At 73.5% G+C, this 26,670-nt stretch carries 30 protein-coding genes; 14 read left to right on the forward strand and 16 right to left on the reverse strand.

Translation table 11 applies throughout. The features are described from left to right. Positions 1-28 precede the first annotated feature (28 nt). From ABZ459_RS48715 to ABZ459_RS48730, 4 genes are read right to left on the reverse strand one after another with little or no spacing between them, the layout of a single operon-like run. Entirely contained in the window at positions 29-841 is an 813-nt protein-coding gene (locus tag ABZ459_RS48715) for an SDR family oxidoreductase (RefSeq protein WP_357986981.1), read from the reverse strand. Next, positions 838-2,067, reverse strand: coding sequence for a cytochrome P450 (locus ABZ459_RS48720; protein WP_357986984.1), 1,230 nt, complete (start codon positions 2,065-2,067; stop codon positions 838-840). The genes ABZ459_RS48715 and ABZ459_RS48720 overlap by 4 nt, the downstream gene beginning before the upstream one ends. After that, positions 2,064-3,020, reverse strand: a complete 957-nt coding sequence (locus tag ABZ459_RS48725; RefSeq protein ID WP_357986987.1) for a phosphotriesterase-related protein — start codon at positions 3,018-3,020, stop codon at positions 2,064-2,066. Before ABZ459_RS48725 ends, ABZ459_RS48720 begins: the two co-directional genes overlap by 4 nt. Beyond that, positions 3,005-3,772 carry a phytanoyl-CoA dioxygenase family protein gene (locus ABZ459_RS48730; RefSeq protein ID WP_357986990.1) on the reverse strand — a complete coding sequence of 256 codons (768 nt, stop codon included), beginning with the start codon at positions 3,770-3,772 and terminating at the stop codon, positions 3,005-3,007. Before ABZ459_RS48730 ends, ABZ459_RS48725 begins: the two co-directional genes overlap by 16 nt. Before the next feature lie 59 nt (positions 3,773-3,831). On the opposite strand from ABZ459_RS48730, the gene ABZ459_RS48735 reads away from it, so the two are divergent. Continuing rightward, positions 3,832-4,758, forward strand: a complete 927-nt coding sequence (locus tag ABZ459_RS48735) for a TIGR03621 family F420-dependent LLM class oxidoreductase (protein ID WP_357986993.1) — start codon at positions 3,832-3,834, stop codon at positions 4,756-4,758. After that, positions 4,751-5,335 (forward strand): histidine phosphatase family protein, encoded by a 585-nt coding sequence (locus ABZ459_RS48740; RefSeq protein WP_357986996.1) that lies wholly within the window; start codon positions 4,751-4,753, stop codon positions 5,333-5,335. Before ABZ459_RS48735 ends, ABZ459_RS48740 begins: the two co-directional genes overlap by 8 nt. A gap of 10 nt (positions 5,336-5,345) precedes the next feature. Here ABZ459_RS48740 and ABZ459_RS48745 read toward each other — a convergent pair whose 3' ends face one another. From ABZ459_RS48745 to ABZ459_RS48765, 5 genes are all read right to left on the reverse strand, one after another. Then, positions 5,346-6,203, reverse strand: coding sequence for a maleylpyruvate isomerase family mycothiol-dependent enzyme (locus ABZ459_RS48745; protein WP_357986999.1), 858 nt, complete (start codon positions 6,201-6,203; stop codon positions 5,346-5,348). Between the two features lie 20 nt (positions 6,204-6,223). Next, a complete protein-coding gene (locus ABZ459_RS48750; protein ID WP_357987002.1) occupies positions 6,224-6,982 on the reverse strand; it encodes a hypothetical protein in 759 nt (252 codons plus the stop codon). Positions 6,983-7,025: 43 nt separating this feature from the next. Beyond that, a complete protein-coding gene (locus ABZ459_RS48755; RefSeq protein ID WP_352323674.1) occupies positions 7,026-7,265 on the reverse strand; it encodes a hypothetical protein in 240 nt (79 codons plus the stop codon). 100 nt (positions 7,266-7,365) lie between these two features. Further along, entirely contained in the window at positions 7,366-7,602 is a 237-nt protein-coding gene (locus ABZ459_RS48760) for a DUF397 domain-containing protein (RefSeq protein ID WP_189648211.1), read from the reverse strand. Beyond that, a complete protein-coding gene (locus ABZ459_RS48765) occupies positions 7,603-8,424 on the reverse strand; it encodes a helix-turn-helix transcriptional regulator (RefSeq protein WP_352323686.1) in 822 nt (273 codons plus the stop codon). It lies immediately after the preceding gene. Positions 8,425-8,656: 232 nt separating this feature from the next. Between ABZ459_RS48765 and ABZ459_RS48770 the strand changes: the two genes are divergently transcribed. Both ABZ459_RS48770 and ABZ459_RS48775 read left to right on the forward strand, forming a co-directional pair. Further along, a complete protein-coding gene (locus ABZ459_RS48770; protein WP_357987007.1) occupies positions 8,657-9,151 on the forward strand; it encodes an ATP-binding protein in 495 nt (164 codons plus the stop codon). Between the two features lie 77 nt (positions 9,152-9,228). Beyond that, a complete protein-coding gene (locus ABZ459_RS48775) occupies positions 9,229-11,646 on the forward strand; it encodes a helicase-associated domain-containing protein (protein WP_357987010.1) in 2,418 nt (805 codons plus the stop codon). On the opposite strand, the gene ABZ459_RS48780 is transcribed toward ABZ459_RS48775, so the two are convergent. Continuing rightward, entirely contained in the window at positions 11,640-12,662 is a 1,023-nt protein-coding gene (locus tag ABZ459_RS48780; protein ID WP_357987013.1) for an ABC transporter substrate-binding protein, read from the reverse strand. The two genes, ABZ459_RS48775 and ABZ459_RS48780, sit on opposite strands and share 7 nt — an antisense overlap. A gap of 85 nt (positions 12,663-12,747) precedes the next feature. On the opposite strand from ABZ459_RS48780, the gene ABZ459_RS48785 reads away from it, so the two are divergent. From ABZ459_RS48785 to ABZ459_RS48795, 3 genes are read left to right on the forward strand one after another with little or no spacing between them, the layout of a single operon-like run. Further along, the gene (locus tag ABZ459_RS48785; protein ID WP_357987016.1) at positions 12,748-13,866 is read left to right on the forward strand and encodes an iron chelate uptake ABC transporter family permease subunit; all 1,119 of its coding nucleotides are present in this window, start codon (positions 12,748-12,750) and stop codon (positions 13,864-13,866) included. After that, positions 13,863-14,870 carry an iron chelate uptake ABC transporter family permease subunit gene (locus ABZ459_RS48790; protein ID WP_357987019.1) on the forward strand — a complete coding sequence of 336 codons (1,008 nt, stop codon included), beginning with the start codon at positions 13,863-13,865 and terminating at the stop codon, positions 14,868-14,870. Before ABZ459_RS48785 ends, ABZ459_RS48790 begins: the two co-directional genes overlap by 4 nt. Then, positions 14,870-15,673 (forward strand): ABC transporter ATP-binding protein, encoded by an 804-nt coding sequence (locus ABZ459_RS48795; protein WP_357987022.1) that lies wholly within the window; start codon positions 14,870-14,872, stop codon positions 15,671-15,673. Before ABZ459_RS48790 ends, ABZ459_RS48795 begins: the two co-directional genes overlap by 1 nt. A gap of 15 nt (positions 15,674-15,688) precedes the next feature. Here ABZ459_RS48795 and ABZ459_RS48800 read toward each other — a convergent pair whose 3' ends face one another. Then, complete coding sequence (locus ABZ459_RS48800; protein WP_357987025.1) at positions 15,689-16,327, reverse strand: helix-turn-helix domain-containing protein; 639 nt, start codon at positions 16,325-16,327, stop codon at positions 15,689-15,691. 37 nt (positions 16,328-16,364) lie between these two features. Here ABZ459_RS48800 and ABZ459_RS48805 point away from each other — a divergent pair, with 37 nt between their 5' ends. Then, positions 16,365-16,682, forward strand: coding sequence for a rhodanese-like domain-containing protein (locus tag ABZ459_RS48805; RefSeq protein ID WP_357987028.1), 318 nt, complete (start codon positions 16,365-16,367; stop codon positions 16,680-16,682). 18 nt (positions 16,683-16,700) lie between these two features. On the opposite strand, the gene ABZ459_RS48810 is transcribed toward ABZ459_RS48805, so the two are convergent. Beyond that, the gene (locus ABZ459_RS48810; RefSeq protein ID WP_357987031.1) at positions 16,701-17,954 is read right to left on the reverse strand and encodes an ArgE/DapE family deacylase; all 1,254 of its coding nucleotides are present in this window, start codon (positions 17,952-17,954) and stop codon (positions 16,701-16,703) included. Positions 17,955-18,009: 55 nt separating this feature from the next. On the opposite strand from ABZ459_RS48810, the gene ABZ459_RS48815 reads away from it, so the two are divergent. Beyond that, positions 18,010-18,942 (forward strand): endonuclease/exonuclease/phosphatase family protein, encoded by a 933-nt coding sequence (locus ABZ459_RS48815; protein ID WP_357987034.1) that lies wholly within the window; start codon positions 18,010-18,012, stop codon positions 18,940-18,942. Between the two features lie 89 nt (positions 18,943-19,031). After that, positions 19,032-19,352, forward strand: a complete 321-nt coding sequence (locus ABZ459_RS48820) for a co-chaperone GroES (protein WP_357700902.1) — start codon at positions 19,032-19,034, stop codon at positions 19,350-19,352. Here the strand turns inward: ABZ459_RS48820 and ABZ459_RS48825 are convergent. Beyond that, positions 19,347-20,276, reverse strand: a complete 930-nt coding sequence (locus tag ABZ459_RS48825; RefSeq protein ID WP_357987037.1) for a hypothetical protein — start codon at positions 20,274-20,276, stop codon at positions 19,347-19,349. The genes ABZ459_RS48820 and ABZ459_RS48825 overlap by 6 nt on opposite strands. A gap of 72 nt (positions 20,277-20,348) precedes the next feature. Continuing rightward, complete coding sequence (locus ABZ459_RS48830) at positions 20,349-20,804, reverse strand: TIGR02611 family protein (protein ID WP_357987040.1); 456 nt, start codon at positions 20,802-20,804, stop codon at positions 20,349-20,351. Positions 20,805-20,953: 149 nt separating this feature from the next. Here ABZ459_RS48830 and ABZ459_RS48835 point away from each other — a divergent pair, with 149 nt between their 5' ends. The 3 genes from ABZ459_RS48835 to ABZ459_RS48845 all read left to right on the forward strand — a co-directional run bounded on the left by ABZ459_RS48835 (position 20,954) and on the right by ABZ459_RS48845 (position 24,074). Continuing rightward, positions 20,954-21,859, forward strand: a complete 906-nt coding sequence (locus tag ABZ459_RS48835; RefSeq protein ID WP_357987043.1) for an aryldialkylphosphatase — start codon at positions 20,954-20,956, stop codon at positions 21,857-21,859. Between the two features lie 248 nt (positions 21,860-22,107). Beyond that, on the forward strand, positions 22,108-23,349 hold the full coding sequence (locus ABZ459_RS48840; protein ID WP_357987046.1) for a sensor histidine kinase: 1,242 nt from the start codon (positions 22,108-22,110) through the stop codon (positions 23,347-23,349). Continuing rightward, positions 23,346-24,074, forward strand: coding sequence for a response regulator transcription factor (locus ABZ459_RS48845; RefSeq protein ID WP_357987049.1), 729 nt, complete (start codon positions 23,346-23,348; stop codon positions 24,072-24,074). Before ABZ459_RS48840 ends, ABZ459_RS48845 begins: the two co-directional genes overlap by 4 nt. A 61-nt stretch (positions 24,075-24,135) precedes the next feature. On the opposite strand, the gene secY is transcribed toward ABZ459_RS48845, so the two are convergent. Beyond that, positions 24,136-25,425, reverse strand: a complete 1,290-nt coding sequence (secY, locus tag ABZ459_RS48850) for a preprotein translocase subunit SecY (protein ID WP_357987052.1) — start codon at positions 25,423-25,425, stop codon at positions 24,136-24,138. A gap of 85 nt (positions 25,426-25,510) precedes the next feature. Between secY and ABZ459_RS48855 the strand changes: the two genes are divergently transcribed. Beyond that, positions 25,511-26,107: an ATP-binding protein gene (locus tag ABZ459_RS48855; RefSeq protein WP_357987055.1), complete on the forward strand. Its 597-nt coding sequence runs from the start codon at positions 25,511-25,513 to the stop codon at positions 26,105-26,107. Here ABZ459_RS48855 and ABZ459_RS48860 read toward each other — a convergent pair. Then, positions 26,049-26,669, reverse strand: a complete 621-nt coding sequence (locus tag ABZ459_RS48860) for a TetR/AcrR family transcriptional regulator (protein WP_357987058.1) — start codon at positions 26,667-26,669, stop codon at positions 26,049-26,051. The genes ABZ459_RS48855 and ABZ459_RS48860 overlap by 59 nt on opposite strands. Position 26,670: the final 1 nt, after the last annotated feature.

Here is a 26,670-nt window from a genome sequence, read left to right on the forward strand (position 1 = left end):
CCGGGCTCCCGTCCACCGCCCCCTCCGGTCAGGCGCGGGAGCGGTGGATGGCGTGTTCCGGGCGGTGGACGAGGGTGCCGCCGTCGAGGGCGATGGTCTGGCCGGTGATGCAGCGGGACTCGGCCGAGGCCAGGAAGCCGACCAGGTCCGCCACGTCGTCGGGGGCGCAGGGCCAGGGCAGGAGGCGTTCGGCGGCCTTGTCGGCCAGCTGCTCCGGGGTGAGGGCCCGCTCGGCGGCGGCGGCCATGACCAGCGCGGGGGCGACGGCGTTGCAGCGGATGCCGCGGGCGCCGTACATGGTGGCGACGTAGCGGGTGAAGCCGACCAGGGCCGCCTTCGAGGTGCCGTACGCGGCGTGGTCCACGTCGCCGGTCAGGCCCGACACCGAGGACGTCAGGACGATCGCGCCGCCGTCGCGCATCACCGGCACGACGTGCTTGACCAGCAGCATCGCGCCACGCAGGTTGACCTCCATCGTGCGGTCCCAGACGGCGGCGTCCATGGCGGTCAGGTCGCCGTCGCGGCCGTAGACGTCGCGGTCGAGGCAGGCGGCGTTGGAGTGCAGGACGTCCACCCGGCCGAAGGCGGCGACCAGCGCGGCCACCGACTCCTCCACCTGCTTCTCGTCCGACACGTCGCAGGTCAGCGCCATGGCGGCGCCGCCCCGGGCGCGTACGGCGGCGGCGGTGGCCCGGGCCGGGGCGGCGCGCAGGTCGAGCACGCCCACCCGGGCGCCCTCGGCGGCCAGCCGGGCCGCGCACGCCGCGCCGATGCCGGACCCCGCCCCCGTCACCAGCGCCACCCGCCCGCCGAACCGCCCGTCGGGGGTACCCGCGGTCACCACTCCACCTCCAGCGCGCTCAGCCCGCGGCCCACCAGCGACCTGCGGTAGGCGACGGACGCGTCCGGGGCGAGCCGCAGGCCGGGCAGGCGGCGCCCGAGGACGTCGAGCGCGGTGCGCAGTTGCAGGCGGCCGAGCGCCGCGCCGACGCAGAAGTGGATGCCGTACCCGAAGACCAGGTGGTCGGCGGCGTTGGGACGGTCGATCAGGAACCGTTCCGGGTCGGGGAAGACGGTCTCGTCGTGCCCGGCGGAGTCGGTGGACAGCAGGACGAGCGAGCCCGCCGGGATCGTCACGCCGTGCAGGACGACGTCCTGGACGGCGTGGCGGAAGGAGCCCAGCGAGGCGCCGTCGATCCGCATGCACTCCTCGACCGCCCCCGGGATCGACGCAGGGGCCACCGGCCAGGCGTCCTCGCGCAGCAGCCGCAGGACGCTGTTGCCGAGCTGGTTCGGGACGGTGTCGTTGCCGCCGAGCAGGATCGTGGAGATCAGCTCGACGACCTCCCGATGGCTCAGCTCGTCGCCGATCAGCGAGGTCATCAGGGACGTGAAGTCGTCCCGCGGGTCCTTGGCGCGGGCGGCCACCAGGCGGTCGACGTAGTCGAGGTAGGCCAGGAAGCTGTCGGCCAGCTCCAGCTGGCGGGCGGGCGGCTGCGGCGACAGGAACAGCATGAACCAGTCCTTGACGTGCGCCTGGACGAACGCCTCGTCGGCCTCGGGCACGCCGATGAAGCGGGCGGTCAGCTTGACCGACGGCTCGTGCCCGATCTCGGCGACGAAGTCGGCCCGGCCCCTCGGGGCGATCCGGTCGAGGACGTCCTCGTTCAGCCGCCGGAAACGCTCCTCCATGGCGGCGACGGCCCGCGGCGTGAAGGCGCGGGAGACCGAGCGGCGCAGCCGGGTGTGGTCGGGCGGGTCCACGTTGGCCACGAAGCTGGACAGGAACGAGCCGTGCTCGCCCAGCTTGGCGCGGGTCTGGGGGGTGAGGCTGCGGGAGATCGTCAGCGACCCCTCAGAGGAGAAGCGGGCCGGGTCGCCGTACGCGGCGCGCACGTCGGCGTGGCGGGTCAGCACGTACGCGCCCAGGTGCTCGCTGCGGAACACCGGCTGTCCGGCGCGCAGGCGGCGCAGGAAGTCGTACGGCGCGGCGACGTGCCAGTCGGCGGCGACGTCGAAGTCCTCGGCTAGCGCGGGGGTCGTCGCAGGGGTCGTCGCAGGGGTCATCGCAGGATCCTCCTGGGGTTGTCGACGAGCATCTGGTGGAGCTGGTCGCCGGTGACGCCGCGGCTGCGCAGTTCGGGCACGACGTCGCGGGAGATGTGCAGGAGGTGGTAGTTCGGGTGGCGACGCCGTACGACGTCGGGGTCGAACCGGTCGTTGAAACAGTACGAATCGTGACCTAGCACCATTTTTCCGGCGTGGCCGCGTTCGCACATCGCCGCCACCACCGCCACCCGGTCCTCGAACGAGCTGATCGTCTCGATGCCGAACCGGTCCATGCCCAGGTAGGAGCCGCCCGCCACCAGTTCCTCCAGGTACGCCAGGTCCGTCGAGTCGCCCGCGTGCCCGATCACCACCCGTTCCAGGTCCACGCCGAGCGAGCCGAGCAGCCGCTGCTGCTCCAGCCCGCCCCTGGAGGCGCTGTGGGAGTGCGTGGTGATCGGCGCGCCGGTGGCCAGGTGGGCCTCGGCCACGGCCCGGAACACCCGCTCGCAGCCCTTGGTCATGCCGAGGTGGTCGGAGGCGCACTTCAGCATGGCCGCCTTCACCCCGGTCCGCCCGATCCCCTCGGCGATGTCACGGACGAAGAACTCGGCCAGCCGGTCCGGGCCGCCGAACAGCGACCCCGGCCCCCGGTTCCCGAAGTACGGCGGCAGCGCGTCGTAGGTGTAGAGCCCGGTGGCGGCCACGATGTTCACGGACGTCAGCTCGGCCACCCGCTGGACGGCCGGGACGTACCGGCCGAGCCCGACGACGGTCAGATCGACGATGGTGTCGATCCCCTCGGCCTTGAGCGCGTCGAGCTTGGCCGCCGCCTCCCGCGCCCGCCGCTCCAGGTCCCAGCCCTCGGGGACGTCCGGCCAGTTCCACAGGATCTCCGGGCTGAGCCCGAACACGTGCTCGTGCATCAGCGTCGCCCCGAGGTCGGCGACCGGCCCCGTCACGGTCTCAGGCACGGGAACCTCTCGTGCTCGAAGGGCCGGTTGACCTCCAGGCCGAGCCCGTCGGTCTGCCGGTACGGCAGCCCGGTGTAGAGGGCGTCGGCGTCGAAGTAGGTGACGGTGAACGACAGGCGGGCGGCGTCGCGCCTGTTGGCGGGCGCGCCGTGCACGGTGAGCGCGTGGTGCACGGTGGCGTCCCCGGCTTCGAGGTCGAGCGGCGGCGACAGCTCCAGCTGCGCGATCCAGGGATGCTGGCTGAGCTGGTCGTCCCCGGCGCGGGTGAAGCTGCGCCCGAGCAGGCCGCAGCGGTGGGAGCCGCTGTAGAAGCGCAGCGACCCCATGTCGGCGGGCACGTCGGCCAGCGCCAGCCACACGGTCAGCATGGCCGAGCGGTCCATGGGCATCCACGGGAAGTCCTGGTGGAACTCGGTGGCGCCGTGCTCGCCCGGCTCCTTGACCAGCAGGTTGGTGACCTGCACGCGCACGGCCCGCACCCCGCCCAGCAGCCGTACGGCGTTGCGGCCCATGGCCGGGCTGGTGCTCAGCGCGCCGAACAGCTCGTCCTCGGCGGCGACGTCGCGGGACTGCCCGAAGGCCCGGTCGACCGGCGTGTTCCCGGCCCGGCTGCGCGACCGCAGGCGCTCGCGGGCCCGTTCGCGCAGCTCGCCGACCGTGTCCGGGGCGACCAGCCGGTCCAGGCGGACCCAGCCGTGCTCGCCGAAGAACGCCACCTCGTCGTCCGTCGCCTGGCGTACCGGGATCTCCATGGCCACCAGTGTGCCACTCCAAGCAAGCGCTTGGTAAGATCCCGGGCGAGGAGGCTGCCGTGCGACGGTTCAGGTTCGGTGCGGTGCTGCGCGAGGCGCGGTCCGGCAAGGAGTGGGCCGAGCGGGCCAGGCGGCTGGAGGCGTCCGGCTTCGACGTGCTGCTGGTGCCCGACCACCTGGTCGGCCCGCGCTTCGCGCCCGTCGCGGCGCTGACGGCGGCGGCCTGCGCCACCACCCGGCTGCGCGTCGGCACGCTGGTGTTCGCCAACGACTTCCGGCACCCTGCCGTGCTGGCCAAGGAGGCCGCCACCCTGGACCTGCTCTCCGGCGGACGCCTGGAGCTGGGCCTCGGCACCGGTTGGATGGCCGACGAGTACGAACGGGCCGGGCTGCGGCTGGACCCGCCCGGCGTGCGCATCGACCGGCTGCGCGAGGCCCTGGAGGTGATCAGGGGCCTGTGGGGCGACGGCCCGCTGACCTACGAGGGCGCGCACTACCGCCTGGCCGGGCTGGAACAGGAGCCCCGGCCGGTGCAGCGCCCGCACCCGCCGATCCTGCTGGGCGGCGGCGGCCCCCGCATGCTGGCCCTGGCCGCCGAGCACGCCGACATCGTCAACCTCGGCACCCGCGTCAAACCGGACGGCACCGGCCCCGACCCGCGCGACGCCGGGCCGGAGGCGTTCCTCGCCAAGCTGGCGCTGCTGCGGCGGAGCCCCCGCCACCACCTGCTTGAGATCGGCACCAGCGTGATGCAGGTGGGCGAGCGCAAGCCGGAGGAGTCGTGGAGCGCCGCCGACAGCTCGGGGCTCGGCGACACGCCGCAGGTGCTGCTCGGCACCCGCCGCGACATCGCGGACCAGCTGCGCCACTGGCGCGACGCGCACGGCGTCTCCTACTTCGTGCTGCACCACGAGCGCGACCTGGCCGCCTTCACCCCTGTCGTCGAGGAGCTGGCGGCTCTGCCGGATGATGGACCTCATGGATGAGATGTTGTTGCTGAGGCACGGAGCCACCGAATGGAGCACGGCCGGCCGGCACACCGGCCGTACCGACCTGCCCTTGACGCCCGACGGGGAGGACCAGGCCAGGGCGCTGGCGCCGCTGGTCAAGGAGTCCGCGTTCGGGCTGGCGCTGGTCTCCCCCGCGCAGCGGGCCCGCCGTACGGCGGAGCTGGCCGGTTTGACGGACTACGAGGTCGACCCCGACCTGTGGGAGTGGGACTACGGCGGCTACGAGGGCATCACCACGCCGGACATCAGGAAGACCCGGCCCGGCTGGTACCTGTGGCGTGACGGCGTGATCCCCGGCGACGCCGAGCATCCCGGCGAGAGTGCCGCCGAGGTGGCCGCGCGCGCCGACCGGGTGATCGAGCGGGCCCGCGGGGCCGAGGGGCGGGTCGTGCTGGTGGCGCACGGCCATTTCCTGCGCGTGCTGGCCGCCCGCTGGCTCGGCCTCGACCCGGCGGACGGCCGGCTGCTGAGGCTCGACACCGGCACCTACTCCCGGCTCGGCTTCGAGCACGCCGAACCGGTGCTGCTGAGCTGGAACTCGCCGGTGGCCTGAGAAGGGCTCGTCAGTCGCAGCCGAGGGTGGCGGCGGCGCGGATCAGGTCGCGGACCAGGTCGCGGTCGCCCTCCGACGCGTGCGGGAAGGCGTCCGGGGGCCACCGGCCGGCCACCAGGCGGCAGAAGTCCACCGCGCCGGCCGAGATCAGCCCGGCGTCCCGGCCCGGGGTGCGCGAGAGCGGGACCGCCCACGTGCCGCCTCCGGGCCCGGTCAGCACGACGGTGACCGAGACGTCGCGGCGCGGTCCCCGCAGCGCCCGGGGCAGCAGCGCCAGGCCGAACTCGGCGATCAGGCGCACGTGCCCGGCACGCGGCGGCGCGGGCGGGCGGCCGGTCGCGGCCCTGATGTCGTCGGCGTGCGTCCAGGTCTCGAACGTGCGCTGGACCAGGGCCTGGCGCAGCGGCGCGCGGGCCGGACGCACCCCCGCCAGCGCCACCTCGACCCCGAGCAGCACCTCCCCGGCCCTGGAGAGCCGTTCCAGCAACGCCCCGGCCTGCTCCCGCCAGCGCCGGTGCTCCCGGGCCGCGCCCGCGCCGGGCAGGCCCATGAAGGACGCCACGGTGGCGTCGTTGGCGGCCAGGTGCCCGACCAGGTCACGGACCGTGCCGTGCCGGGCGATCGGGGCGTCCCACTGGGGCGGGCTCAGCTCGGCGAGCAGGTCGTCCATGAGCGCCACCTGCTCGGCGTACGGCACGGTCACGGACGCCACGCCCCCGGCGGCGGGCGCGCGCCGGCGGCGGGCTCCCGACAGCACGGCCGCGCGCAGCCCCGGCGGCGGCCCCACGGGCGCGACGGCGGTGCCGTGTTCCGGGTGTGCGGCGAGGAGGTCGCCCTCATCCTCGCCATAGAGGTACGGGTCCGTCATGGCTGCCTCCGCAGCCGACGCTAACCCGGCCGCGGTTCCCGCGCCAGACGGCTGCCGGGAAACGGCGCGAGCAGGGTCTCGCGCCAGGGGCCTTCGAGATAGCCGCGGGCCCGCCTGCCCCAGTCGAGCAGCCGGGAATCGGGCGGGACCTCGTCGTCGAGCCCGAGGGCGGCGTCGCGGGCCCGCTGGGTGGCCAGGTGGTCCTCCAGCGAGACGGCCCACATGGTGACGGCCTCGGTGTCGCAGAACAGCACCTCGTACAGGCCGGTCAGGGTGTGGCCGTGCTCGGCCAGCAGCGGGGCGCGCTCGGTGCGGACGGCCTCCAGGTAGTCCAGCGCGGCCCCGGGTCGGACGCGGGCGCTCTCGAACAGGTAGAACTCGGCGGCGGGCGCCTCGGCGAGCGGCGGGCAGCCCGGCGCGGCGCCGAGCGGCCTGGAGAAGGCGGAGAAGCGCAGGTCGTCGATGTCGGACAGGAACAGGCGCTCGTCCACGCCCTGGTAGATGCCCATCATCTGGCGCCAGCCGCCGTCCCACCCGCCGTGGCAGTCCCACAGCGTGACGGCCTTGAACTGGGGGTGGCCGGTGATGCCCACGGCGTAGAAGGCGCCGACGAGGTCGATCTCGCGCGACCTGATGGACATGCCGGCGGTCAGGGCGGGCTCGGCGCGGCTCTCGTCCTCGCGTTTGTAGCGGGTCAGCCAGGTCAGGTACTCCAGCGGACGCCTGGAGTTCATCGGCCGGAAGTCGACCTCTTCGAGCAGGTGGATCGCGCGCCGCACCACGCCTCCTCTACCAAGCATTTGCTTGGCACGAGGATAGCGATCAGGTCAGCGCCTGGGAAGGCCGCGGCCCCCTGCCGGTCAGCCACTCCAGCACCCGGCGGTGCCCGGAGGCGGCGTCCTCGAAGTGGCCCCAGTGCCAGTAGCGCGGCTGGTCGCGCAGGCCGGTCACCCAGGTGCGGTAGGAGATGGCGGCGCCCGCGGGCGCCACGCCGTACGTGCGGACCACGACCTTGCCGCCCGGCGCGAGCAGCACGTCGTCGGCGATCGGGTACAGATTCATCCGGTCGAGCATGTCCGACATCCTGACCGGCGGAAAGTCCCCGCCGGTTACGCCACCGGCGCGCCCCCGTTAAGGGAGCGCGCCGGAGGTGAACAGGCTGTTACACGAGAAGGCCGTCGAACTCGCCGTCCTTCGCGCCGAGCACCAGGGCCCGGATCTCGTCGCGGGTATAGATGAGAGCAGGACCGTCGGGGAAGCGCGAGTTGCGGACCGCGATCCCTCCGTCGGGAAGCTTCGCGAGCTCCACGCAGTTGCCCTGCGAGTTGCTGTAGCGGCTCTTGCGCCAGGCGACCTGGGTGAGGTCGGCCGCGGGCATGCCGTTGTAGGTGTGGTTCATCTACATCTTTCTGAGAAGACCGCCGATGAGCTCGACGGTGCCCCCTGGCGTGGTGCTTTCCACGCACAGTTGCTCCATGGCGGTGAGGTACGGGTCGATGTCCTCACGCTTGTCCAGGTACAGGGCACCCCAGAGCTGCTCGACGTAGACAACGTCCGACAAGTCGGATTCGGGAAACCGCAAGATGCTGAACGCGCCCCCCTCGGCGGCGTGCTTGCCGAACCTGAACGGCATCACCTGGAGGGTGATGTTGGGCAGGGCGGCGACTTCCAGCAGATGCTGGAGCTGCTCGGACATGACCTCTCGCCCGCCGATGGTCCGCTTGAGCGCCGCCTCGTCGATGACGGCCCACAGCTTGGGGCCGTCCTTCTGGGTGAAGCGCTCCTGGCGCTGCATGCGCATGTGCACGCGGCGCTCGATCTTGTCCGGACTCGCGTCGGGGTTGCCGAGCTGGAAGACCGATCGCGCGTACGAGGCCGTCTGCAGCAGGCCGGGCACGAACTGCACCTCATAGGTACGGATCACGCTCGCGGCCTCCTCCAGGCCCACGTACGTCGTGAACCACGAGGGCAGCTCGGCGGAGTACTTGTGCCACCACCCGGGGGTGTTGGCCTCGCGGACCATCTCCAGCAGGGCACGGCGTTCGGCATCGTCGACGACGCCGTACAGGGTGAGCAGGTCTTCCACGTCACGTGTCTTGAATCCGACACGCCCGAGCTCCATGCGGCTGATCTTGGACTCGGACGCCCGGATGTGGAACCCGGCCTGGCCGCGGTCGAGCCCAGAGGCCTCGCGCAGGCGCCTGAGGCTCGCACCCAGCATGATGCGCCGAACTGTCGAGCCGGAGCCGGGCGGATCAATGGACACGTGCTGCTCCTTGTGTCGTTTCCTTGAAGACACAGTCTGTCACTTAGCGGCCGAAAGATCATGGGCCGCGGACAAGATCCCCTTTCCCCCATATTGACCACTTGAGGAGAACCGTAGCGGTTGCACGAGTTGTCTGCACGTGCATTCGCTCTTGCACCTGCACGAGAGATTGCCGCAGAATGATCACGTGCAATCCACCACGGCGCCCGGCCAGTGGACCACGTTCGACTGGTGGCCGCCCGTCGGCTGGTGGCCGGAGGCGGCTCGCGATCTCCTGGTGACCGGCCCGTCCGCGAGCGCCACGTACGTGCTCCCGCCCACTGCCTCCTCGGTCCACTCCGCACGCAGCTTCACCAAGGGCACCCTGGCCGGCTGGGGGCTCGGCGAGCTGGTCGAGAACATGGAACTGGTGGTCTCCGAGCTCGCCACCAACGCCCTGCGCCACGGCCTGCGCCTCGACGAGCCCCGCTGCCAGCGCCCGGTCCACATGTCCCTGGTGCGCCGCGGCTCGCTCGTCACCAGCGCGTTCACCGATCCCGGCACCTCGGTGCCCGTGCTGCGATACCCTGGCCCCCTTGACACCGGCGGCCTGGGTCTCCACATCGTCGAATCACTCAGCCTCCGCTGGGGGTGGTCGGCACTCGCGCCCCACGGCAAGATCGTCTGGGCAGTCCTCTCCTGACGGAGGGGTGCTCTGCACTACCGTGGATGGTCATGGCTCACGGTGAGTCCCACGCGACCCCATGAGAGTGCTGACAGATGGAAGATCACCTGCTCGGCTGGCTGCGCACACTAGACGAAAACCGGCTTGCCCGCATCCTGGCCAACAGGCCCGACGCCATCGCGCCGCCCTGGCCCCGCAGGCTCGACACGCTGGCCCAGCGCCTGGGCAACGGCTTCGCCGTCATGGAGGCCATGCGGGGGCTGCCGCTGCCGGCCCTGCAACTGGCCGAGGCGGGCCTGACCATGAGCCGGCCGACGCCCGAGGGGCTGGCCGCCTTCCTCGGCGTCCCGGGCGAGACGGTGGCCCCCTGGCTCGACCATCTGTACGACCACGCGCTGGCCTGGCCCGACGCCGACGGCGTGATCCATCTGGCCGAGGGCGTGGCGCGCTGGTGGGCGGCGCCGCTCGGCCTGGGCGAGCCGCTGGAGCACTACCTCAACTCCTGGACGATCAGCAACGACGCCCTGCGCGCCCTGGCCCGCATGCTCGGCCTGCCCGCCCACGGCAACAAGCGACGCACGATCGCCCGCGTCATCGAGCTGCTGTCCGATCCCGGCCGCCTCGACCGGCTGACGGCCACCGCCCCTGACGGCACGCTCGCGCTGCTCGGCCGCCTCGCCTGGGACGGCCCCGCCCGCGACGTCGACGGCGGCCGGTTCGTCACCCCCGGCACGCCGGAGAAGTGGTGTGCCGACCACGGCCTGCTGTTCCGCCCGAGCTGGCACGTCGCCGAGATCCCCCGCGAGGTGGCGCTGTGCCTGCGCGGCCCCGGCTACCATCCGCCGTTCCAGCCCGAGGCGCCCGAGGTGGCCTCGATCCCGGTCGACCCCGAGGAGGTCGACCACCTGATGACGCTGGCCGCCCCGCACGTGGTGGAGCGCTGCGCGGCCCTGCTCGACAACACCTCCAAGACCCCGCTGCCGCTGCTCAAGACCGGTGGCGTGGGCGTGCGCGAGGTCCGCAGGGTCGCCAAGGAGACCGGCTGCGACGAGGACGAGACCCGCCTGCTGCTGGAGGTCTGCGCGGTGGCCAGGCTGCTGGCCTGGGACGAGCAGTCGGGCGGCATGATCCCCACCGAGCGGTTCGACCGCTGGCGGCTCGACGAGGGCTCGGCCCGGCTGCGGGTGCTGCTGTCGGCGTGGTGGCGGATGGAGCGTTCGTCCCTGCGCAAGGTCGACGGCAAGTACGCCACCGTGCTCGGCGACGACCCCTCGGGCAGCGCGGTGGCCAGGGTGCGCAGGGCCGTGCTGGCGGCGCTGGCCCATCTGCCCGCCGGCACCGCCTTCGCCGACCGCGACAGCCTCGTGCGCAACGTCCACTGGCACGCCCCGCTGCTCGACCAGGCGCTGCTGGCCGAGTGCGCGCCGGCCGTGCTGGAGGAGGCCACGCTGCTCGGCCTGCTGGCCAACGGCGCGCTCACCGACCTCGGCCGCGCCCTGGCCGGGCTGACCGCCGACCCCGGCGACGAGAACGACGACGCCGTCCCGCAGGTCGAGCACGATCCGGTGCTGGCCGAGGCGTCCACCAGGGCGCTGGCCAGCGTGCGCAGGAGCGCGCTGTTCGGCCCCGACCTCACCGCGGTGGTGACCGGGCCGCCGTCGGCCGAGCTGGCGGCGCTGCTCGACCGGGTGGCCGAGCGCGAGTCGCGCGGCGCGGCCTCGGTGTGGCGCTTCACCACCGAGAGCGTGCGCGGCGCGCTCGACCACGGCTACGACGCCGACGAGCTGCTCGACGAGCTGGCCACGGTCGGCACGATCCCGCAGCCCCTCGAGTACCTGGTCCGCGACACCGCGCGCCGGCACGGCGAGGTGACGGTCTCCACGGTCGGCTGCGTGGTGCAGGCCGGCGACACCGCGCTGCTCGCCGAGATCGCCGGGCACCGCCGGCTGGCCCGGCTGGGCCTGCGGCTGCTGGCCCCCACGGTGCTGATCAGCGCGGCGCCGGCCGAGCGCACGCTGGCCGCCCTGCGCGAGAACGGTTACTCCCCCGTGCCCGTCTCCGACACCGGCGAGATCACCATCCACCGGGCCAGGGCCGAGGAGCCGCACCACGGCAAGCTGATCCTGCTGCCCGGCGGGCAGGTGGCCGAGCTGTCGGAGTTCACGCCCGGCTCGGAGCCGCACGCGCAGTACGTGATCGCCGAGCCGGCCCCCGACCCGCACGAGCACGCCCGCCGCCTGGTAGCGGCCGGCCGGGACGACTCCGGCAAGCACGGCCGCACCTGGGCGGTCATCGGCAGGATGGCGACCAGGCTGCCGACCGCCCAGCAGTCGTTGCTCGGCTTCGTCGTCGACCGGGGGGTGCGGGCCGGCATCACCCTGGCCGACGGCCTGACGGCCACGATCAGCCACGGCGAGCTGCGCGCCGGGGCGCTCGACGCCTGGTGCGAGGAGGCGGGCGACTACCTGGAGTTCCCGCTCGCCGAGATCGTCGAGGTGCGCGGGGCCTACTGAAGCTTCTTGGCCTTCTTCAGGTTCGACACCAGCTCCTCCAGGAACGTGGCGTAGCCCTGGTAGCTGAAGGGGGCCTCGGCGCGCCACGGGTAGAACTGGCCCGCCTTGACCGCCGGGAGCTTGGCGAAGGTGGGCTTCTTCAGCATCTCCTCGGGCTTGAGCGACTGGGTGCGGGTGTCGTAGAGGATCACGTCGGCGTCGTAGGTGTCGGCGTTCTCCCAGCTCAGGGTCTGGAAGAAGCCGCCGTCGTCGACCTTCGCGGGCTTGACGATGTTCAGGCCGTTCTCGGTGAGATGCACGATGTCGGGGTACTCGGGCGGGTTGACGACCCACATGGCGTCGGCGCCGCCGGACATCATGAGGATCTTGAGGTCCTTGAAGGCGGCCAGTTCCCTGGTCGCGGCCTCCATGCGGGCCTTGGCCTCGGGCACGCCCTGGAGGTCGGCGCCCAGTGACCTGGCCAGTTCCTCGTACTTGCCGATCACCTGGGTGGCGCTGCGGCCGGTGAGCATGACGCCGGCGGTGGGGGCGACCTGCTCGATGGTCTCCTTCGACTTCGCCGGCACGTACCACAGGTCGCCCTTGACGTACATGCTGCTGACCAGCAGGTCGGGCTGGAGGGAGATGTACTTCTCGACGTTGAACTCGTCCCAGACGTTGCCCAGGCCCTCGACCTCGGCGATGTCGACGTTGCCGACCTGCGGGTCCCTGGATCCGTCGGCGAGCTTGTGCGGGCCGAAGACGGCGACCGGGCGCACGCCGAAGTCCCACAGCGCGGCGGCGGCGCCCACCTGGGCCACCACCCGGGACGGGCGCTCGGGCAGGTCCAGCTTCTTGTCGCGGTCGTCGGTGAACGTCCAGCCCTGCGCGGCGGTGGAGGCGGGCGCGGCGGAGGCGGTCGCGCCGCCCCCGCCCGCCGCCGGGGTGCCGCCGCCGCAGGCCGACAGTGTCAGGGCCGCCGCGAGCCCTGCCGTGGCGGCCAGGAAGCCTCTGCGCGCGAATACCGGTCCCGACATGTCCATCTCCTAAGGTTACGCTTGCCTTCTTACAGAGACATTAGATTAGCCTTGCCTAAGTTTGACCGCGACGAGAGGGGGTCGGGTGCGCCCGGCTGAGGACACGGCTGAGCCCGCCGGCGGGCGTCCGCCGGTGACCGTGGAGGGGCCGCGACCACGCCGGTCCGGTTCCGCGCCGGCGGCCGGGGAGGGCCCGCGACCGCGCCGGTCCGCGTCCGCGCTGGTGACCGGGCTGGTCGTGACCGCGGGGGTGCTGGCGTTGGTGGCGATGGCGAGCGTGGCGCTCGGGGCGCGGTCGGTGCCGTTCTCGACGGTGATCGACGCGCTGCTCGCCCCGGACGGCTCCAGCGACCACGTCGTCATCCGCGAGCTGCGCATCCCGCGCACGCTGCTCGGCATCGGCGTCGGCGCGACGCTGGGCCTGGCGGGGGCGCTCATCCAGAGCCTGACCCGCAACCCGCTGGCCGACCCGGGGCTGCTCGGCATCAACGAGGGCGCCGCGCTCGGCGTCACGCTCGCGCTCGGCCTGTTCGGCCTCTCCGACCCCGCCGTGTACGTCTGGTTCGCCTTCGGCGGCGCCGCGGTGGCCTCCGTCGTCGTCTACGCGCTGGCCGCGGCCGGCCGCTCCGGCGCCGGCCCGGTACGCCTGGCGTTGGCCGGGGTCGCGCTCGGCATGGTGTTCACGGCCGTCGCCTCGGCGATCCTGCGCATGGACGCGCAGACCTTCGACCGGATGCGGTTCTGGCTGACCGGCTCGCTGGCCGGGCAGGACGCGGACACGCTGGTGCGGCTGGCGCCGTTCATGGTGGCGGGGCTGGCGCTCGGGCTGACGCTGGCCAGGCCGCTCAACATGCTCTCGCTCGGCGACGACGCCGGGCGCTCGCTGGGCGTCGCGGTCGGCAGGACGCGCGTCCTCACCGGCGTGGCCGTCACGCTGCTGTGCGGGGCCGCGACCGCCGCCGCCGGGCCGCTGTGGTTCGTCGGGCTGGTCGTGCCGCACGCCGTGCGCGCCCTGGTGGGCGGCGACCAGCGGTGGGTGCTGCCGTACTCGGCGCTGGCCGCGCCGGTGCTGCTGCTGGGCGCCGACGTCGTCGGGCGGCTGATCGCGCGGCCGGGCGAGGTGCAGGTGGGCATCGTGTGGGCGGTGATCGGCGCGCCGATCTTCATCCTGCTGGCCCGGCGCAGGCGGGTGGCGGCGCTGTGACCGTACGTCTCGGCCCCTGGTCCGTACGGCTCGCGCCCCGGTCCCTGCTCGTCTGCGCCGCCCTCGTGGCCATCGGCTGCGGGGTGGGCGTGGCGGCGATCGCCACCGGCGAGTTCACCGTCTCCGTCCCCGACATCCTGGACGCCCTGTTCGGCCAGGGCACGCCGGTCGCCGAGCTGATCGTGAGCAAGTTGCGGGCCCCGCGCGTGGTCACCGGGCTGCTGGTGGGAGCGGCGTTCGGGGCGGGCGGCGCGATCTTCCAGAGCCTGACCAAGAACCCGCTGGGCAGCCCCGACTTCATCGGCTTCACCGCCGGCGCCTCGACGGGCGGCATCCTCGCCGTCGTCGCGGGCGGCTCGGCCATGACGATCGCGGGCGGCGCGCTGGCCGGCTGCGTGGTCACCGCCGTCCTGGTCTACGCGCTGGCCTTCCGGCGCGGCGTGCAGGGCTACCGGCTGGTGCTGGTCGGCATCGGCGCCAACACGCTGCTGCTGGCGGTCAACAACTACCTGCTGACCAGGGCCAACATCAACGACGCGGCCACCGCGGGCGCGTGGCTGACCGGCAGCCTCGGCGGGCGCGGGTGGGACCACGCGATCCCGGTCGCGGTGGCGCTGGCCGTCCTGCTGCCGGTGTGCGCGCTGGTGGCACGGCCGATGCGGATGATCGAGATGGGCGACGACGCGGCCAGGGCCATGGGCGTCAAGGTCGAGGCCGTACGGGCCGCGGCCATCACCGCCGGGGTGCTGCTGACCGGCGTGGCCACCGCGGCTGCCGGGCCTGTCGTCTTCGTCGCGCTGGCCGCGCCGCAGATCGCCCGCAGGCTGACCCGCTCCCCCGGCGTCACCATGGGCGCCTCGGCGCTCATGGGCGCGGTGCTGCTGACCGCCTCCGACCTGGTCGCCCAGCGGCTGCTCGCCCCGACCCAGCTTCCCGTCGGCGTGGTCACCGCCGCCGTCGGCGGCACGTACCTCGCCCTGCTCCTGCGAAAGGACCGTCACTGATGGTTGACCACCGCCTGTCGGGCACCGGCCTCACCCTCGCCTACGACCAGCGCGTCGTGGCCACCGAGCTCAGCGTGGCGATCCCGGACGAGTCCTTCACCGTGATCATCGGCCCGAACGCGTGCGGCAAGTCCACCCTGCTGCGCGCGCTGGCCAGGATGCTCAAGCCCAGGAAGGGCGCCGTGCACCTGGACGGCAGCGTGATCACCGCGCTGCCGTCGAAGGAGGTGGCCCGGCGGCTGGGCCTGCTGCCGCAGAGCTCGATCGTGCCCGACGGGATCAGCGTGGCCGACCTGGTGGCCCGCGGCCGCTACCCGCACCAGCGGCTCATGCGCCAGTGGTCGAGGGCCGACGAGGCGGCCGTGGCCGAGGCCATGCGCGCGACCGACGTCGCCGGGCTGGCCGACCGGATCGTGGACGAGCTGTCCGGCGGGCAGCGGCAGCGGGTGTGGCTGGCCATGGCGCTGGCCCAGGAGACGCCGATCCTGCTGCTGGACGAGCCCACCACGTTCCTGGACATCTCCCATCAGATCGAGGTGCTCGACCTCTGCGCCGACCTGCACGAGGCCGGCCGGACCATGGTCGCCGTGCTGCACGACCTCAACCAGGCGTGCCGGTACGCCACCCACCTGATCGTCATGCGGGCCGGCGAGGTCGTGGCCGAGGGCGTGCCGGCCGAGGTCGTCACGCCCGAGCTGGTCCACCGGGTGTTCGACCTGCGGTGCGAGATCATCCAGGACCCGCAGTCGGGCACGCCGATGATCGTGCCCGAGGCGCGGCGGCGGGTGGCCGCCCCCGCCTGAGCCGGACCGTCTGCGCTAGACCGGCCGGGCGAGGGCGGCGGCCAGGGCGGTGACGCCCGCGGCGGCGCGCTCGCGGCCGTACTCCTCGCGCAGCACCCCGGCCGCCTCCGCGCCCATCGCTGCCAGCAGGGTGTGGGCGAGCACGTCGGCGTCGGCGCCGGGCCGGGCCTGCGCCAGCAGGATCGCCACGTGACGGTGCCAGAAGCGGTAGGCGCCGATGCGGTAGCGGGCCCCCGGGCTGGCCGTCTCGGACATCCGCACCAGGTCGAGGTGGGCGTAGAGGTAGTCGAGGTAGGCGGCCGTGAAGGCGGTCAGGCGCTCGGCGGCCGGCGCGCCGGGGCCGACGGGTGGCGGCCCGGACAACACGCGCTGTTGCAGGTCGCGTTCGCGGGCGTCCAGCAGCGCCACCGCCAGCCCCGACTTGTCGCCGAACCTGCGGAACAGCGTGCCCTTGCCGACGCCGGCCTCGGCGGCGACCGCGTCCATCGACACGGCCTCCACGCCCTTCTCGGCGAACAGCCGCGCGGCGGCCGCGAGCACCTTCTCCCTGTTGCGCGCCGCGTCCGCGCGTTCCCTGACCGGTTTGCCGGTCAGCAGCTCCAGCGGCTCGCTTGACGAACCGGACTGTGGTCCGTTAGTTTCCTGGCCATCCACACATCCGGACTTTAGTCCATTTCGCTTGGAGGCCACAATGACCATCACCCGCGAGGAGCTGCACGCCCGTCTGGGCAGCGTGACCGTGCTCGACACGCTCGGCGGCTCCTACTACGCCCAGCAGCACCTGCCCGGGGCGATCGCCCTGGTCGAGAGCGAGGTCGCCGAGCGCGCCGCCGAGCTGCTGCCCGACAAGGACGCCACCATCGTCACCTACTGCTCCAACCCCGCCTGCGGCAACAGCAAGGCCGTGGCCAACCGGCTGACCGCGCTCGGCTACACCGACGTGCGCCGGTACGCCGAGGGCATCGAGGACTGGGTCGGGGCCGGCCTGCCGGTCGAGTCGTCCCTGTGACCGTCCTTTGGGGGTCCCTCAGAGAGTGCCGCAGCGGCGCACCGCGAGCAGCGCCAGCGCGCGGGTGACCTCGCGCAGCTCGGCCAGCTCGACCTGCTCCCTGGGGGCGTGTGCGAACCGCACGTCTCCCGGGCCGTAGTGCAGGGTCGGGACGCCACCCGCCGCGTACAGGCGCAGGTCGCTCCCGTACGGCGCGGCCGCCTCGGCCGGACGGCGGCCCGCGACGTCGGCGACGGCCTCGTTGACCGCGCCGAGCAGCTCGTGCCCGGCGGGCAGCCGGCCGCTGGCGAACTGGCCGCCGGGCCAGGTCACCGTGGGCGGGTTGGCCCGCAGCCACGGATGGCCGGTCGAGGCGACGGCCTCTTCGAAGGCCGCCCGCGCCGCGGCCGGGTCCTCCTCCAGCCGCACGCCGAGGCGCCCTTCGGCGACCAGCAGGTCGGGCACGGTGCTCGCCCAGTCGCCCGCCCGCACGGTGCCGACCTCGATGGGGTACGGCATCGGGTTGCCGCCGAAGAGCTCGGGCACGTCCCGGTTGCGTTCGGCCTCCAGGCGCCTGATCGCCTCGAACACCGGCCAGAAGACCTCGATCGCGTTGACGCCCTCGTACCGCGTGGCGCCGTGCGCGGCGCGGCCGGCGACCTCCAGCCGGAAGGTCTGCGCGCCGGCGTTGGCGGTGATGACCGCGCCGCTGGTGGGCTCGGTGATCACCGCGGCCTCCGCCGTGTGCCCCCTGGCCAGGGTGGCGAACGCGCCGAGGCCGCCGTCCTCCTCGCTGATCACGCAGTGCACCGCGAGGGGCCTGGCCAGGCGCACCCCCGCCCGCTTCAGCGCCCGCACGACGGCCAGGTTGGCCACCAGGCCGGCCTTCATGTCGCAGGCGCCCCTGCCGTGCAGCACGTCGCCGGTGATCCGGGCGGCGAACGGGTCGCTGCCCTCCCATTTGGCCAGGTCACCGGTCGGGACGACGTCCACGTGGCCCTGGAGGGCCAGCGCCGGCACGCCCTCGCCCTCGGTCACGGCGACGACGCCGTAGCCTTCCTGCCTGGGGGCCTCGGTGCCGGGGAAACCGGCGCGCGCGGTGAGGTCGGCGAGGTCGAGTTTCCAGACGTCCACGTCCAGGCCGGCCTCGGTGAGCAGGCGGGCGAAGCGGTGCTGGAGATCGGACTCGGCGTCGGTCCCCGTGACGCTCGGGACGCGTACCGTCTCGGCCAGCAGGCCGACGGTCTCCGCCTCGTCGATGGCGTCCAGGACCCGGGCTTCCACGTCGCGCATGCAGCACACTTTCTCACGCCGTGAACGCCTTTCACGACATATGGCGATACAAGACGTGCGTAGCTGGATGAGCTGGATGAGCTGGATCGCGGTGACGCCGTTCGCCGTCTGGGCGGCGGTGCGCCTGAGCGGGTTCGAGCCGGACTGGCCGTGGGTGCCGGTGGTCGCGTTCACGCCGCACGCGGCGGTGGGGGCGGCGCTGGCCCTGGCACTCGCCGGGCTGCTGCGGCGGTGGGCGGCGGGGGCGGTCGCGCTGGTCACGGTGCTGGCGCTGGGCTTCGCGGTGCTGCCCCGCGCGCTGCCCGATCCCGCGCCGTCCGGCCGCGGCGCGCCGCTGCGCGTGCTGGCCGCCAACCTGCTGGTGGGCAGGGCCGACGCGACGGACCTGGCGGGGCTGGTCAGGTCGCTGCGGCCGGACGTGCTGACGTTGCAGGAGTTCACGCCCCTCGCCGAGCGGCGGCTGGAGGCGGCGGGGCTGCGCGAGCTGCTGCCGTACGCGGTGACCCGGCCCACCGAGGGCGCGGGCGGCTCGGCCGTGTACGCCCGCCATCCCCTCGCCGCCGGTGAGCTGATCGAGTCGGGCGGTTTCGGCCAGGCCACGGCCGTGCTGAAGCACCCCGGCGGGGCCCGGGTGGAGATCGTCTCGGTGCATCCGTGTGCCCCCAAGCGGATGGGCAGGCTGCCGTGCTGGCTGGCGGGGCTGGACCGCCTGCCGCGCGGCGGCGGACGGCTGCGCGTGCTGGCCGGCGACTTCAACGCCACCCTCGACCACCTTCCGCTCCGCGAGCTGCTGGCCGCCGGCTACCGCGACGCGGCCGACGCCATGGGCCGGGGCCTGTCGACGACGTGGGGCGGCTGGGGGCCGCTGCCCGGCGTGGCGATCGACCACGTGCTGGCCGGCGACCGCATGGCGGTGCGGGACTTCCGGGTGCTCGCGCCGGTCGGCAGCGACCACCGTCCGGTGTACGCCGAGCTCCTGCTCCCGTGACCCCGCTCTCGTGACCCGGCGCTGGGGGAAGGCGGGACCTGGGACGATCGCGGGATTCCGGAGCTGCGGCGGCTCGTAAACTGTGACCCGTGGAAGCGCCCAAGTTCGAGATTCAGATGCTGCACGACCGAGTGATGATCCGGCTGGAGCAGGAGGCCGAGGAGCGGCGCAGCGGCTCCGGGATCGTCATCCCCGCGACGGTCAAGATGGCCAACCGGCTGTCGTGGGGCGAGGTCTGCGGCGTCGGCACGAACGTGCGTGCGGTCAAGGTGGGCGACAAGGTGCTGTTCAACCCGGAAGACCAGTTCGAGGTCGAGGTGCACGCCCGGGTCTACCTCGTCATGCGCGAGCGCGACCTGCACGCGGTGGCCACCCAGGAGACCGACCACGGCACGGGCCTGTACCTATGACACGCGGGTCCTGGCGAAGTTGACCCACAGCTCGGCGTCCCAGGTGGCGGCGGGCACGTCCGCGAGCACCCGCGTCGTCCGGCCGGTCAGGTCGAGCACCGACAGGCGGCGGCCCTTCCCGGCCGTCGTGACGGCGATCAGATGGGTGTCGTCCCACCAGCCGAACAGGGCCGCCGGCTTGACGGCCACGCGCTGGGCGATCGTGCCGGTGGCCAGGTCGACCAGGCACACCTGCTCCTTGAACCGCGAGGGGCACCACGTCGTCAGCCGTTTGCCCGAGGGCGCGTAGGAGTCCTCGGGGCCGGTCGGCAGGCCCACGTCCGCGTACGTGCGCAGCACCGCGCCGTCCGTGGGGCGGTAGACGCGCAGGCCGGTGCCGTACATGCTGACGAGGTTGCCGTCGGGGCTCCACCAGAAGCCGGCCCGCCGGGCGAGGCCCGCGACGCGGACCGTGCTCGCGGTGCCCGCGCGCACGTCCACCACCGTGAAGCCGAGCACCCGCCACGTCCCGCCGCTCTTCTGCTCGACGGTGAGCGCGACCTTCCTGCCGTCCCTGGACCAGGAGGCGTAGGCGGCCGTCATGGGCTTCTTGACGGTACGGATCCGCGCGGTCTTGCCGGTGGCCCGGTCGGTGACGACCACGGAGTCGTGGCCCGCCCGGTACGAGGACGGCACCCCGGCCGTCAGGCGGCCGTCGGGCGAGACCGCCACCTCCGACAGGCCCTTCTGCCGGGTGAAGGCGTCGCCGGTGGCGGCGCGCAGGTACGTGCGGCCGGTGCCGAGGCCGTACGCGCTGAGCCGTACCGGGTCTCCCGATTTCTCCTGATATTTCATGCCACCGGTTTCCGGCAACACCAGGTCGGCCCGAGCGGCGGCCGGGGCGAGGAACGTCAGCGACAGCGCGACGGCGAGGTGAGCGAGCACGCCCGCAGAATAGGCAGGGAAAGGCGGCGATTCCGGGAACGATAACGACCCGGTCTGAAAGCCCCTCCCGGACTAGACGAAACGCTGCGCGATCTCCAGCAGGTCGATGCCGAGCGTCAGCATGCCGAAGTAGACGATCACCGCGGCGGCGGCCACGGTGACCAGCAGCACGAGGATGCGCACCGTCCAGCCCTGCCGCTTGTACCACTGCGTCCAGGCGTGCAGCGTCTGCTTGCCGAACTCCAGCACCCGATGGGCCCAGTGGAACTCGGTGGCCAGCACCGCCAGCCCGGCGAACACCACGAGCCAGCCGGGCCCGGGGAACGGCACCATGATCAGGCCACCGACCACCATCACCGCGCCGATGACGCCGACCACGATCTTCAGTGTCAGCGCGCCCGCGCGGGTGGACCGTATGCCGTCGAGCCGGCCTCTCAGGCCGCTGCGGCGGGCGGGCATGGCGGAGCGGTCGGCGGCCTCGTCCTTCATCACGTCGGCGTCGCCCGTCTCGGAGTTCTGGATCGGCACGTCTCCCCCGTGTCGTCGGCTGCCTTTCAGGATACGGCTCACATCGGCAGGAACACTTGCAGACCACTAGCAGTTCGCCAAACAGGACGAAGAGTAAAATTTCCCGCCAGAAGGAAGGGGATTCCGGCAACTATCGGTTAATGTCTGCTATGCCCGAGGTCATCCTTCGCACCGTCACCGGCCCGATTCGCGCGGCCGCGGTGAACGGCGCCGTACTCCCCCACGAGCACCTGCGCAACGACATGCGCTGGGCGGTCGGCATCGACTCCGACCCCCACCGCTGGCTCGACGAGGAGACCACTGTCACCGCGGAGCTCCGCGAGCTGCGCCAGTCCGACGAGCTCAACCTGGTGGTCGAGCTGACCTGTCTCGGCATGGGCCGCGACGCCGCCGCCCTGGCCCGCATCGCGGCGGGCAGCCGGGTGCCGGTGATCGCCTCGACCGGCTTCTTCGCCCAGCCGTTCACCGACGTCGGCGACGAGGACGTCGAGCAGCTCACCCGGCGCCTGATGACCGAGATCTCCAGCGGCGTGGACGGCACCGGCGTCTTCCCCGGCGTGATCGGCGAGGTCGGCAGCTGGGGCCCCGAGCCCACCGCCCGCGAGGAGCGCTGCCTGCGCGCCGCCGCCCGCGCCTCCCGGCAGTCGCGCCTGCCCGTCGCCACCCACGGCCAGAACGCCCCCGCGCTGCTGGAGATCCTGCTCGGCGAGAACCTGCCCGGCTCCCGCGTGGCCGCCGGCTACTCCGGCGACCTGGGCGGCGCACGCAAGATCGCCGAGGCGGGCGCGTACGTCAGCCTCAGCGTCCTGACGCTCGGCCCCGACCAGGCGGCCAGGATCGCGCTCGGCCTCATCGAGGACGGCCACGCCGACCGCCTGCTCCTCAGCACCGGGCTGAGCCGCGTGGCCCAGGTCCAGCGCTACGGCGGCTGCGGCTACGCCCACCTGTTCCACAGCCTGCTCCCCCGCCTGCGCGAGGCCGGCACCGGCGAGGACGTCATCCGCCAGATCACCCACGACAACCCCCTGCGCTGGCTGACCGACGGCATGCGCTGACCCCGGCCCGCGCCCGCTGACCGACGGGATGTCCTGACTCCGGCCGGCATCCCTGCGCCGGCTGGCCAACGGGATGTGCTGCTCCTGGCCGGCATGCGCTTCGCCGTCGAGCGGCATGCGCATGCCCGGGGCTCTGATCCGGGCCCTGCCGTCAAGATCGTCTCGGGGCGGACGGGCGGGCGGTGACCGGACCGTGCCGCCCAGAACTCGCTAGGATCAGGGGCGACACGAGCCTGGCCGGGTGGGGGATGGTGAGCGAGCACACGCAACGCGGCGGGCGCCTGCGCAGGCCGTTCGCGGCGCTGTCGCGCCTGAGCCGGGTGGGTGACATCCCGGTCGTGGTCATGCTGGCCTGGGCCGGGTGGCTGGCCGTCCCGTGGTCGTTCAACGGTCTCGCGCAGGCCAGGGCCGCGGCAGCGGCGGCCGCCGCCGAGCCCCCGCCCTCGTCCCACGCCTCCGACACCGCCCCACCGCCGTCAGGGCTCGCCTCCCACGGCACGCCTTCGTCCGCGCTCGCCTCCCAAACCGCGCTCGCCTCGCACAGCACGCCGCCGTCCGCGTTCGGCTCGGCCGCGCCCGTTGCTGAGGGTGGGGCGCTGTGCGGCCTGGTGGCCGGGGGTGCGGCTCCGGGGCTCGGGGGCCGGCCGGCGGGTGCGGCCTGGGGGATCCCGGCGCCCGCGGTCGCCCGCCCCGCCGCCACCGTTCGTCCCGCCCGCCCCGTCGCCACCGCCGACGCCTTCGCGACCTTGGCCCCACACGCAGCGACCGCCGCCCCGCACACAGCGGAGGCCGTCCCGCACACCGCCGAGGCCGTCCCGCACACGGCGGAGGCCGTGCACGAGCGGACGGAGGCCGCGCTCGGGCAGGTGGACACCGTGCTCGGGTGGCCGGAGGCGGCCATCGGTGGGGGCGAGGTGGTGGCGTCCGAGCGGGCGCGGATCGCCGGGGAGGTGCACGACGCCGCCGGTCACGGGCTCGCCGCCATCGCCATGCAGGCCGGGCTCGCGCTCGTCGCCCTCGACGACGACCCCGAGCAGGCGCGGGCCTCGCTCCGGGCGATCAGGGAGACCAGCACCACCGCCCTGGCCCAGTTGCGCGCCGCGCTCGACGGCATCGACCCGCCGGCCGCCGACCTGCCCGGTCTCATCGCGGGCGTACGCGCCGCGGGCCTGCCGGTCGACGTCGAGCCTGCCGATCCCGCCGTGCCCGCCCACCTCAGGGCCGCCGTCTACCGGGTGGTCCGCGAGTCACTCACGAACGTGCTCCGGCACGCCGGCCCGACCAGGGCGTCGGTGCGCCTGGCGGACGGCCCGTGCGCCTTCGTCCTGGAGGTGGCCGACCGCGGCGCGGGCTGGAACGGCGCCGCCGAGGGCCGCGGGCTGGCCGGGATGCGCGCCCACGTCACCGAGGCGGGCGGCCGGCTCACCGCCGGGCCCCGCGTAGGCGGCGGCTTCCAGGTGACCGCCCGCTTCCCCCGGTCCGAGGCATGACCGCCCCCGGCCCCCACCCGGGCCCGGACGCGCACGCCCCCGCGGACCTGGCCGGGAACGATGCCGAGGGCCGGGCGATCAGGGTGGCGATCGCCGACGATCAGGCGGTCGTGCGGATGGGGCTGCGGGCGCTGCTGGAGCGGGAGCCCGGGATGGAGTGCGTGGGCGAGGCGGCCGACGGCGCGGCGGCGCTCGACCTGATCCGCCATACCCGTCCCGACGTGCTGCTGCTCGACATCCGCATGCCCGGCACCGACGGCCTGTCCGCGTTGCGCGCCGTGGCCGCCGATCCCACGCTGGCCGGCACCCGGATCGTCGTGGTGACCACGTTCGCCGTCGACGAGTACGTCTTCGCCGCCCTCCAGGCCGGGGCGAGCGGCTTCGTGCTGAAGGACAGCGCTCCCGACGAGCTGGTCAACGCCGTGCGCGTGGTGGCGGCGGGCGAGGCGCTGCTGTCGCCGTCCATCACCAGGAAGGTCATCGGCCTGTTCGGCCGCGGCGGCGCCGAGCCCGTCGAGGGCCTGGGCACGCTCACCCCGCGCGAGCGCGAGCTGGTGGCGTGGGTGGCGACGGGCCGGTCCAACGACGAGATCGCCAGGGAGCTGGTGATCAGCCCCGACACCGTGCGCACGCACGTCAGCCGGGCCATGGTCAAGCTGCGCGCCCGCGACCGGGCCCAGCTCGTGGTGTTCGCCATGCGGGCCGGGCTCGCGCCGCCGGTCTGAGCCGGGCTCGCGGCCCACCTGAGACAGTCCTCGTGCCGCCGGTCCGAGCCGGGCCCCCGGCCTACCGCAGGAAGCCCTCGTAGTTGCGCTGCTGGAGCTGGGCCTCGATCTGCTTGACCGTGTCCAGCCCGACGCCGACCATGATGAGCACGCTGGTCCCGCCGAACGGGAAGTTCTGCTGCGTGCCGGGGTCGCGCAGGATCGCGAACGCCACCAGCGGCAGCAGCGCCAGCACGCCGAGGTAGACGGCTCCGGGCGCGGTCAGCCGCGACAACACGTACGCCAGGTAGCGGGCCGTCGGCGCGCCCGGCCGGATCCCCGGTACGAACCCGCCGAACCGCCGCATGTTGTCGGCCACCTCGACGGGATTGAAGGTGATCGCGACGTAGAAGTAGGCGAAGGAGACGATCAGCAGCACGTACACGCTCATGTAGAGCGGATGGGTGCCGGCGGTCAGGTTGCGCGAGACCCAGGCGCCCGCCTCCGCGCCGAGCAGCGGCGCGGCCAGCGTCGGCACGTAGAGCAGCGACGAGGTGAAGATCACCGGCACGATCCCCGCCTGGTTGACCTTGAGCGGGATGTACGTGCTGCTCCCGCCGTACATGCGCCGCCCCACCATGCGCTTGGCGTACTGGACGGGCACCCGCCGCTGGGCCTGCTCGACGAACACCACCGCCGCCACCAGGCACAGCCCGGACGCCAGCATCACCGCGAACCCGAACGGCGTGAGCACGAAGATCTTCGCCATGTACCCCGGGAACACCGCCACGACCTGCGTGAACATCAGGATCGACATGCCGTTCCCGATCCCCCGGTCGGTGATCAGCTCGCCCATCCACATGACCACGCAGGTGCCCGCGACCATCGTCATCACGATCACCGACACCGCGAGCAGCCCCTGGTCGCGCAGCAGCGGACGGGCGCAGCCGGGCAGCAGGTTCCCCGAGCGGGCCAGGGTGACGACGGTGGTGGCGTTCAGGACGGCGAGGCCGACGGTCAGGTAACGGGTGTACTGGGTGATCCGCGCCTGCCCGTTGGACCCCTCCTTCCTGAGGGCGTCGAGCCGCGGCACCACGACGGCGGACAGCTGCAGGATGATGCTGGCCGTGATGTAGGGCATGACGCCCAGCGCGAACACCGACAGCTGGAGCATCGCGCCGCCGCTGAGCATCTGCATCATGTCGAAGACGCCGCCGCTCGCCGAGCCCACGCACTGCCGCACGGCCACGACGTCCACGCCGGGCGCGGGCATGATCTGGCCGAGGCGGAACAGCACGATCAGCCCCAAGGTGAACAGCAGTTTCCTGCGCAGCTCCGGCACCCGGAACGCTCTGGCGAAGACGGTCAGCATGAGCAGGAAGTCTGTCCGCGGGCGCGCCTCGCGTCGTCCGCCCAGGCGAGGCACCCGTGTACGCAGATCCGCGTAGGTTGGGCGCATGACGACCGTGTGGGTGATCAGCGGGCCGCCGGGGGCGGGCAAGTCCACGGTGGCGGCCGAGCTGCTGGCCCGCCTGTCGCCGGTGCCCGCCCTGCTCGACAAGGACACCGTCTACGGCGACCTCGTCGCGGAGGTCCTGCGGGCCCACGGCCGCGACCAGGGCGAGCGCGAGGGCCCCTGGTACGACCGGCACGTCAAGCGGCACGAGTACACCGGCCTGACCAGGATCGCCGCGCAGATCCGCGGCCACGGCTGCCCGGTGCTGCTCGACGGCCCGTTCACCACGCAGGTGCACGACGCGGCCCGGTGGGCGCGGTGGGTGGCGGAGCTGGGCGGCCCGCCCGTACGCCTGCTGTGGGTGCGTTCGGACGGGCCGACGCTGCGCGCCCGGCTGGAGGCGCGCGGCCTGGCCAGGGACGCCGGCAAGCTGGCGGCCTTCGCCGACTACCTGAGGAACATCCGGGTGGACGAGCCGCCCGTCGTGCCGCATCTGGAGATCGACAACCGGCGGGGCGCGCCGCCGGTCGGCGACCAGCTCACGGCGGCGGGTACACCGCCGCGAACACGGCCGGCAGCCGGGGGACGAGCCGGGTGAACCGCCCCTCCTCGTAGGAGGCGCCCGGCTCGTTGCTGAGCTGCTGGGAGACGGGCCCGGCGATCAGGCTGGCGGCCAGGGCGAGCCCCTCCTCGCCCGCGGCGTCGGGATGCAGCTCGCCGCGCTCGACGGCGGCCCTGATCAGCTCGGCGAAGTGCTCGTGGACGGCCAGCGCGGGCGCGTACGCCTCGGGCGAGGGCGCGAACCCCGGCACCGGCCGCCAGAACATCAACTGGGCCAGCACCTGGTTCTCCATGATCCACCGCGCTCCGGCCTCCAGGGACGGCCCCATGGCCGCCAGCCCCGGCTCATGCGGCTCGGCCCCCCGCCGCACGGCCTCCAGGTAGCCCTCCTGCCCGCGCCTGAACAGGGCGTCGTAGACCGCGTGCCGGGACGGGAAGTACTTGTACAGCGACGGCGGCTGGATGCCGAGCCGCCTGGCCACGGTCGCCAGGCTCAGCCCCGCGACGCCCTCCTCCGCCATCACGTCGAGGGCGATGCCGAGGATCTCGGCCTGTGTCTCGGCTCGCCGTCGTGCTCGCCGGTCGGGAATGTCAGCCACA

The organism is Nonomuraea sp. NPDC005692 (assembly GCF_040631115.1).
In the GTDB taxonomy this organism is placed as follows: domain Bacteria; phylum Actinomycetota; class Actinomycetes; order Streptosporangiales; family Streptosporangiaceae; genus Nonomuraea.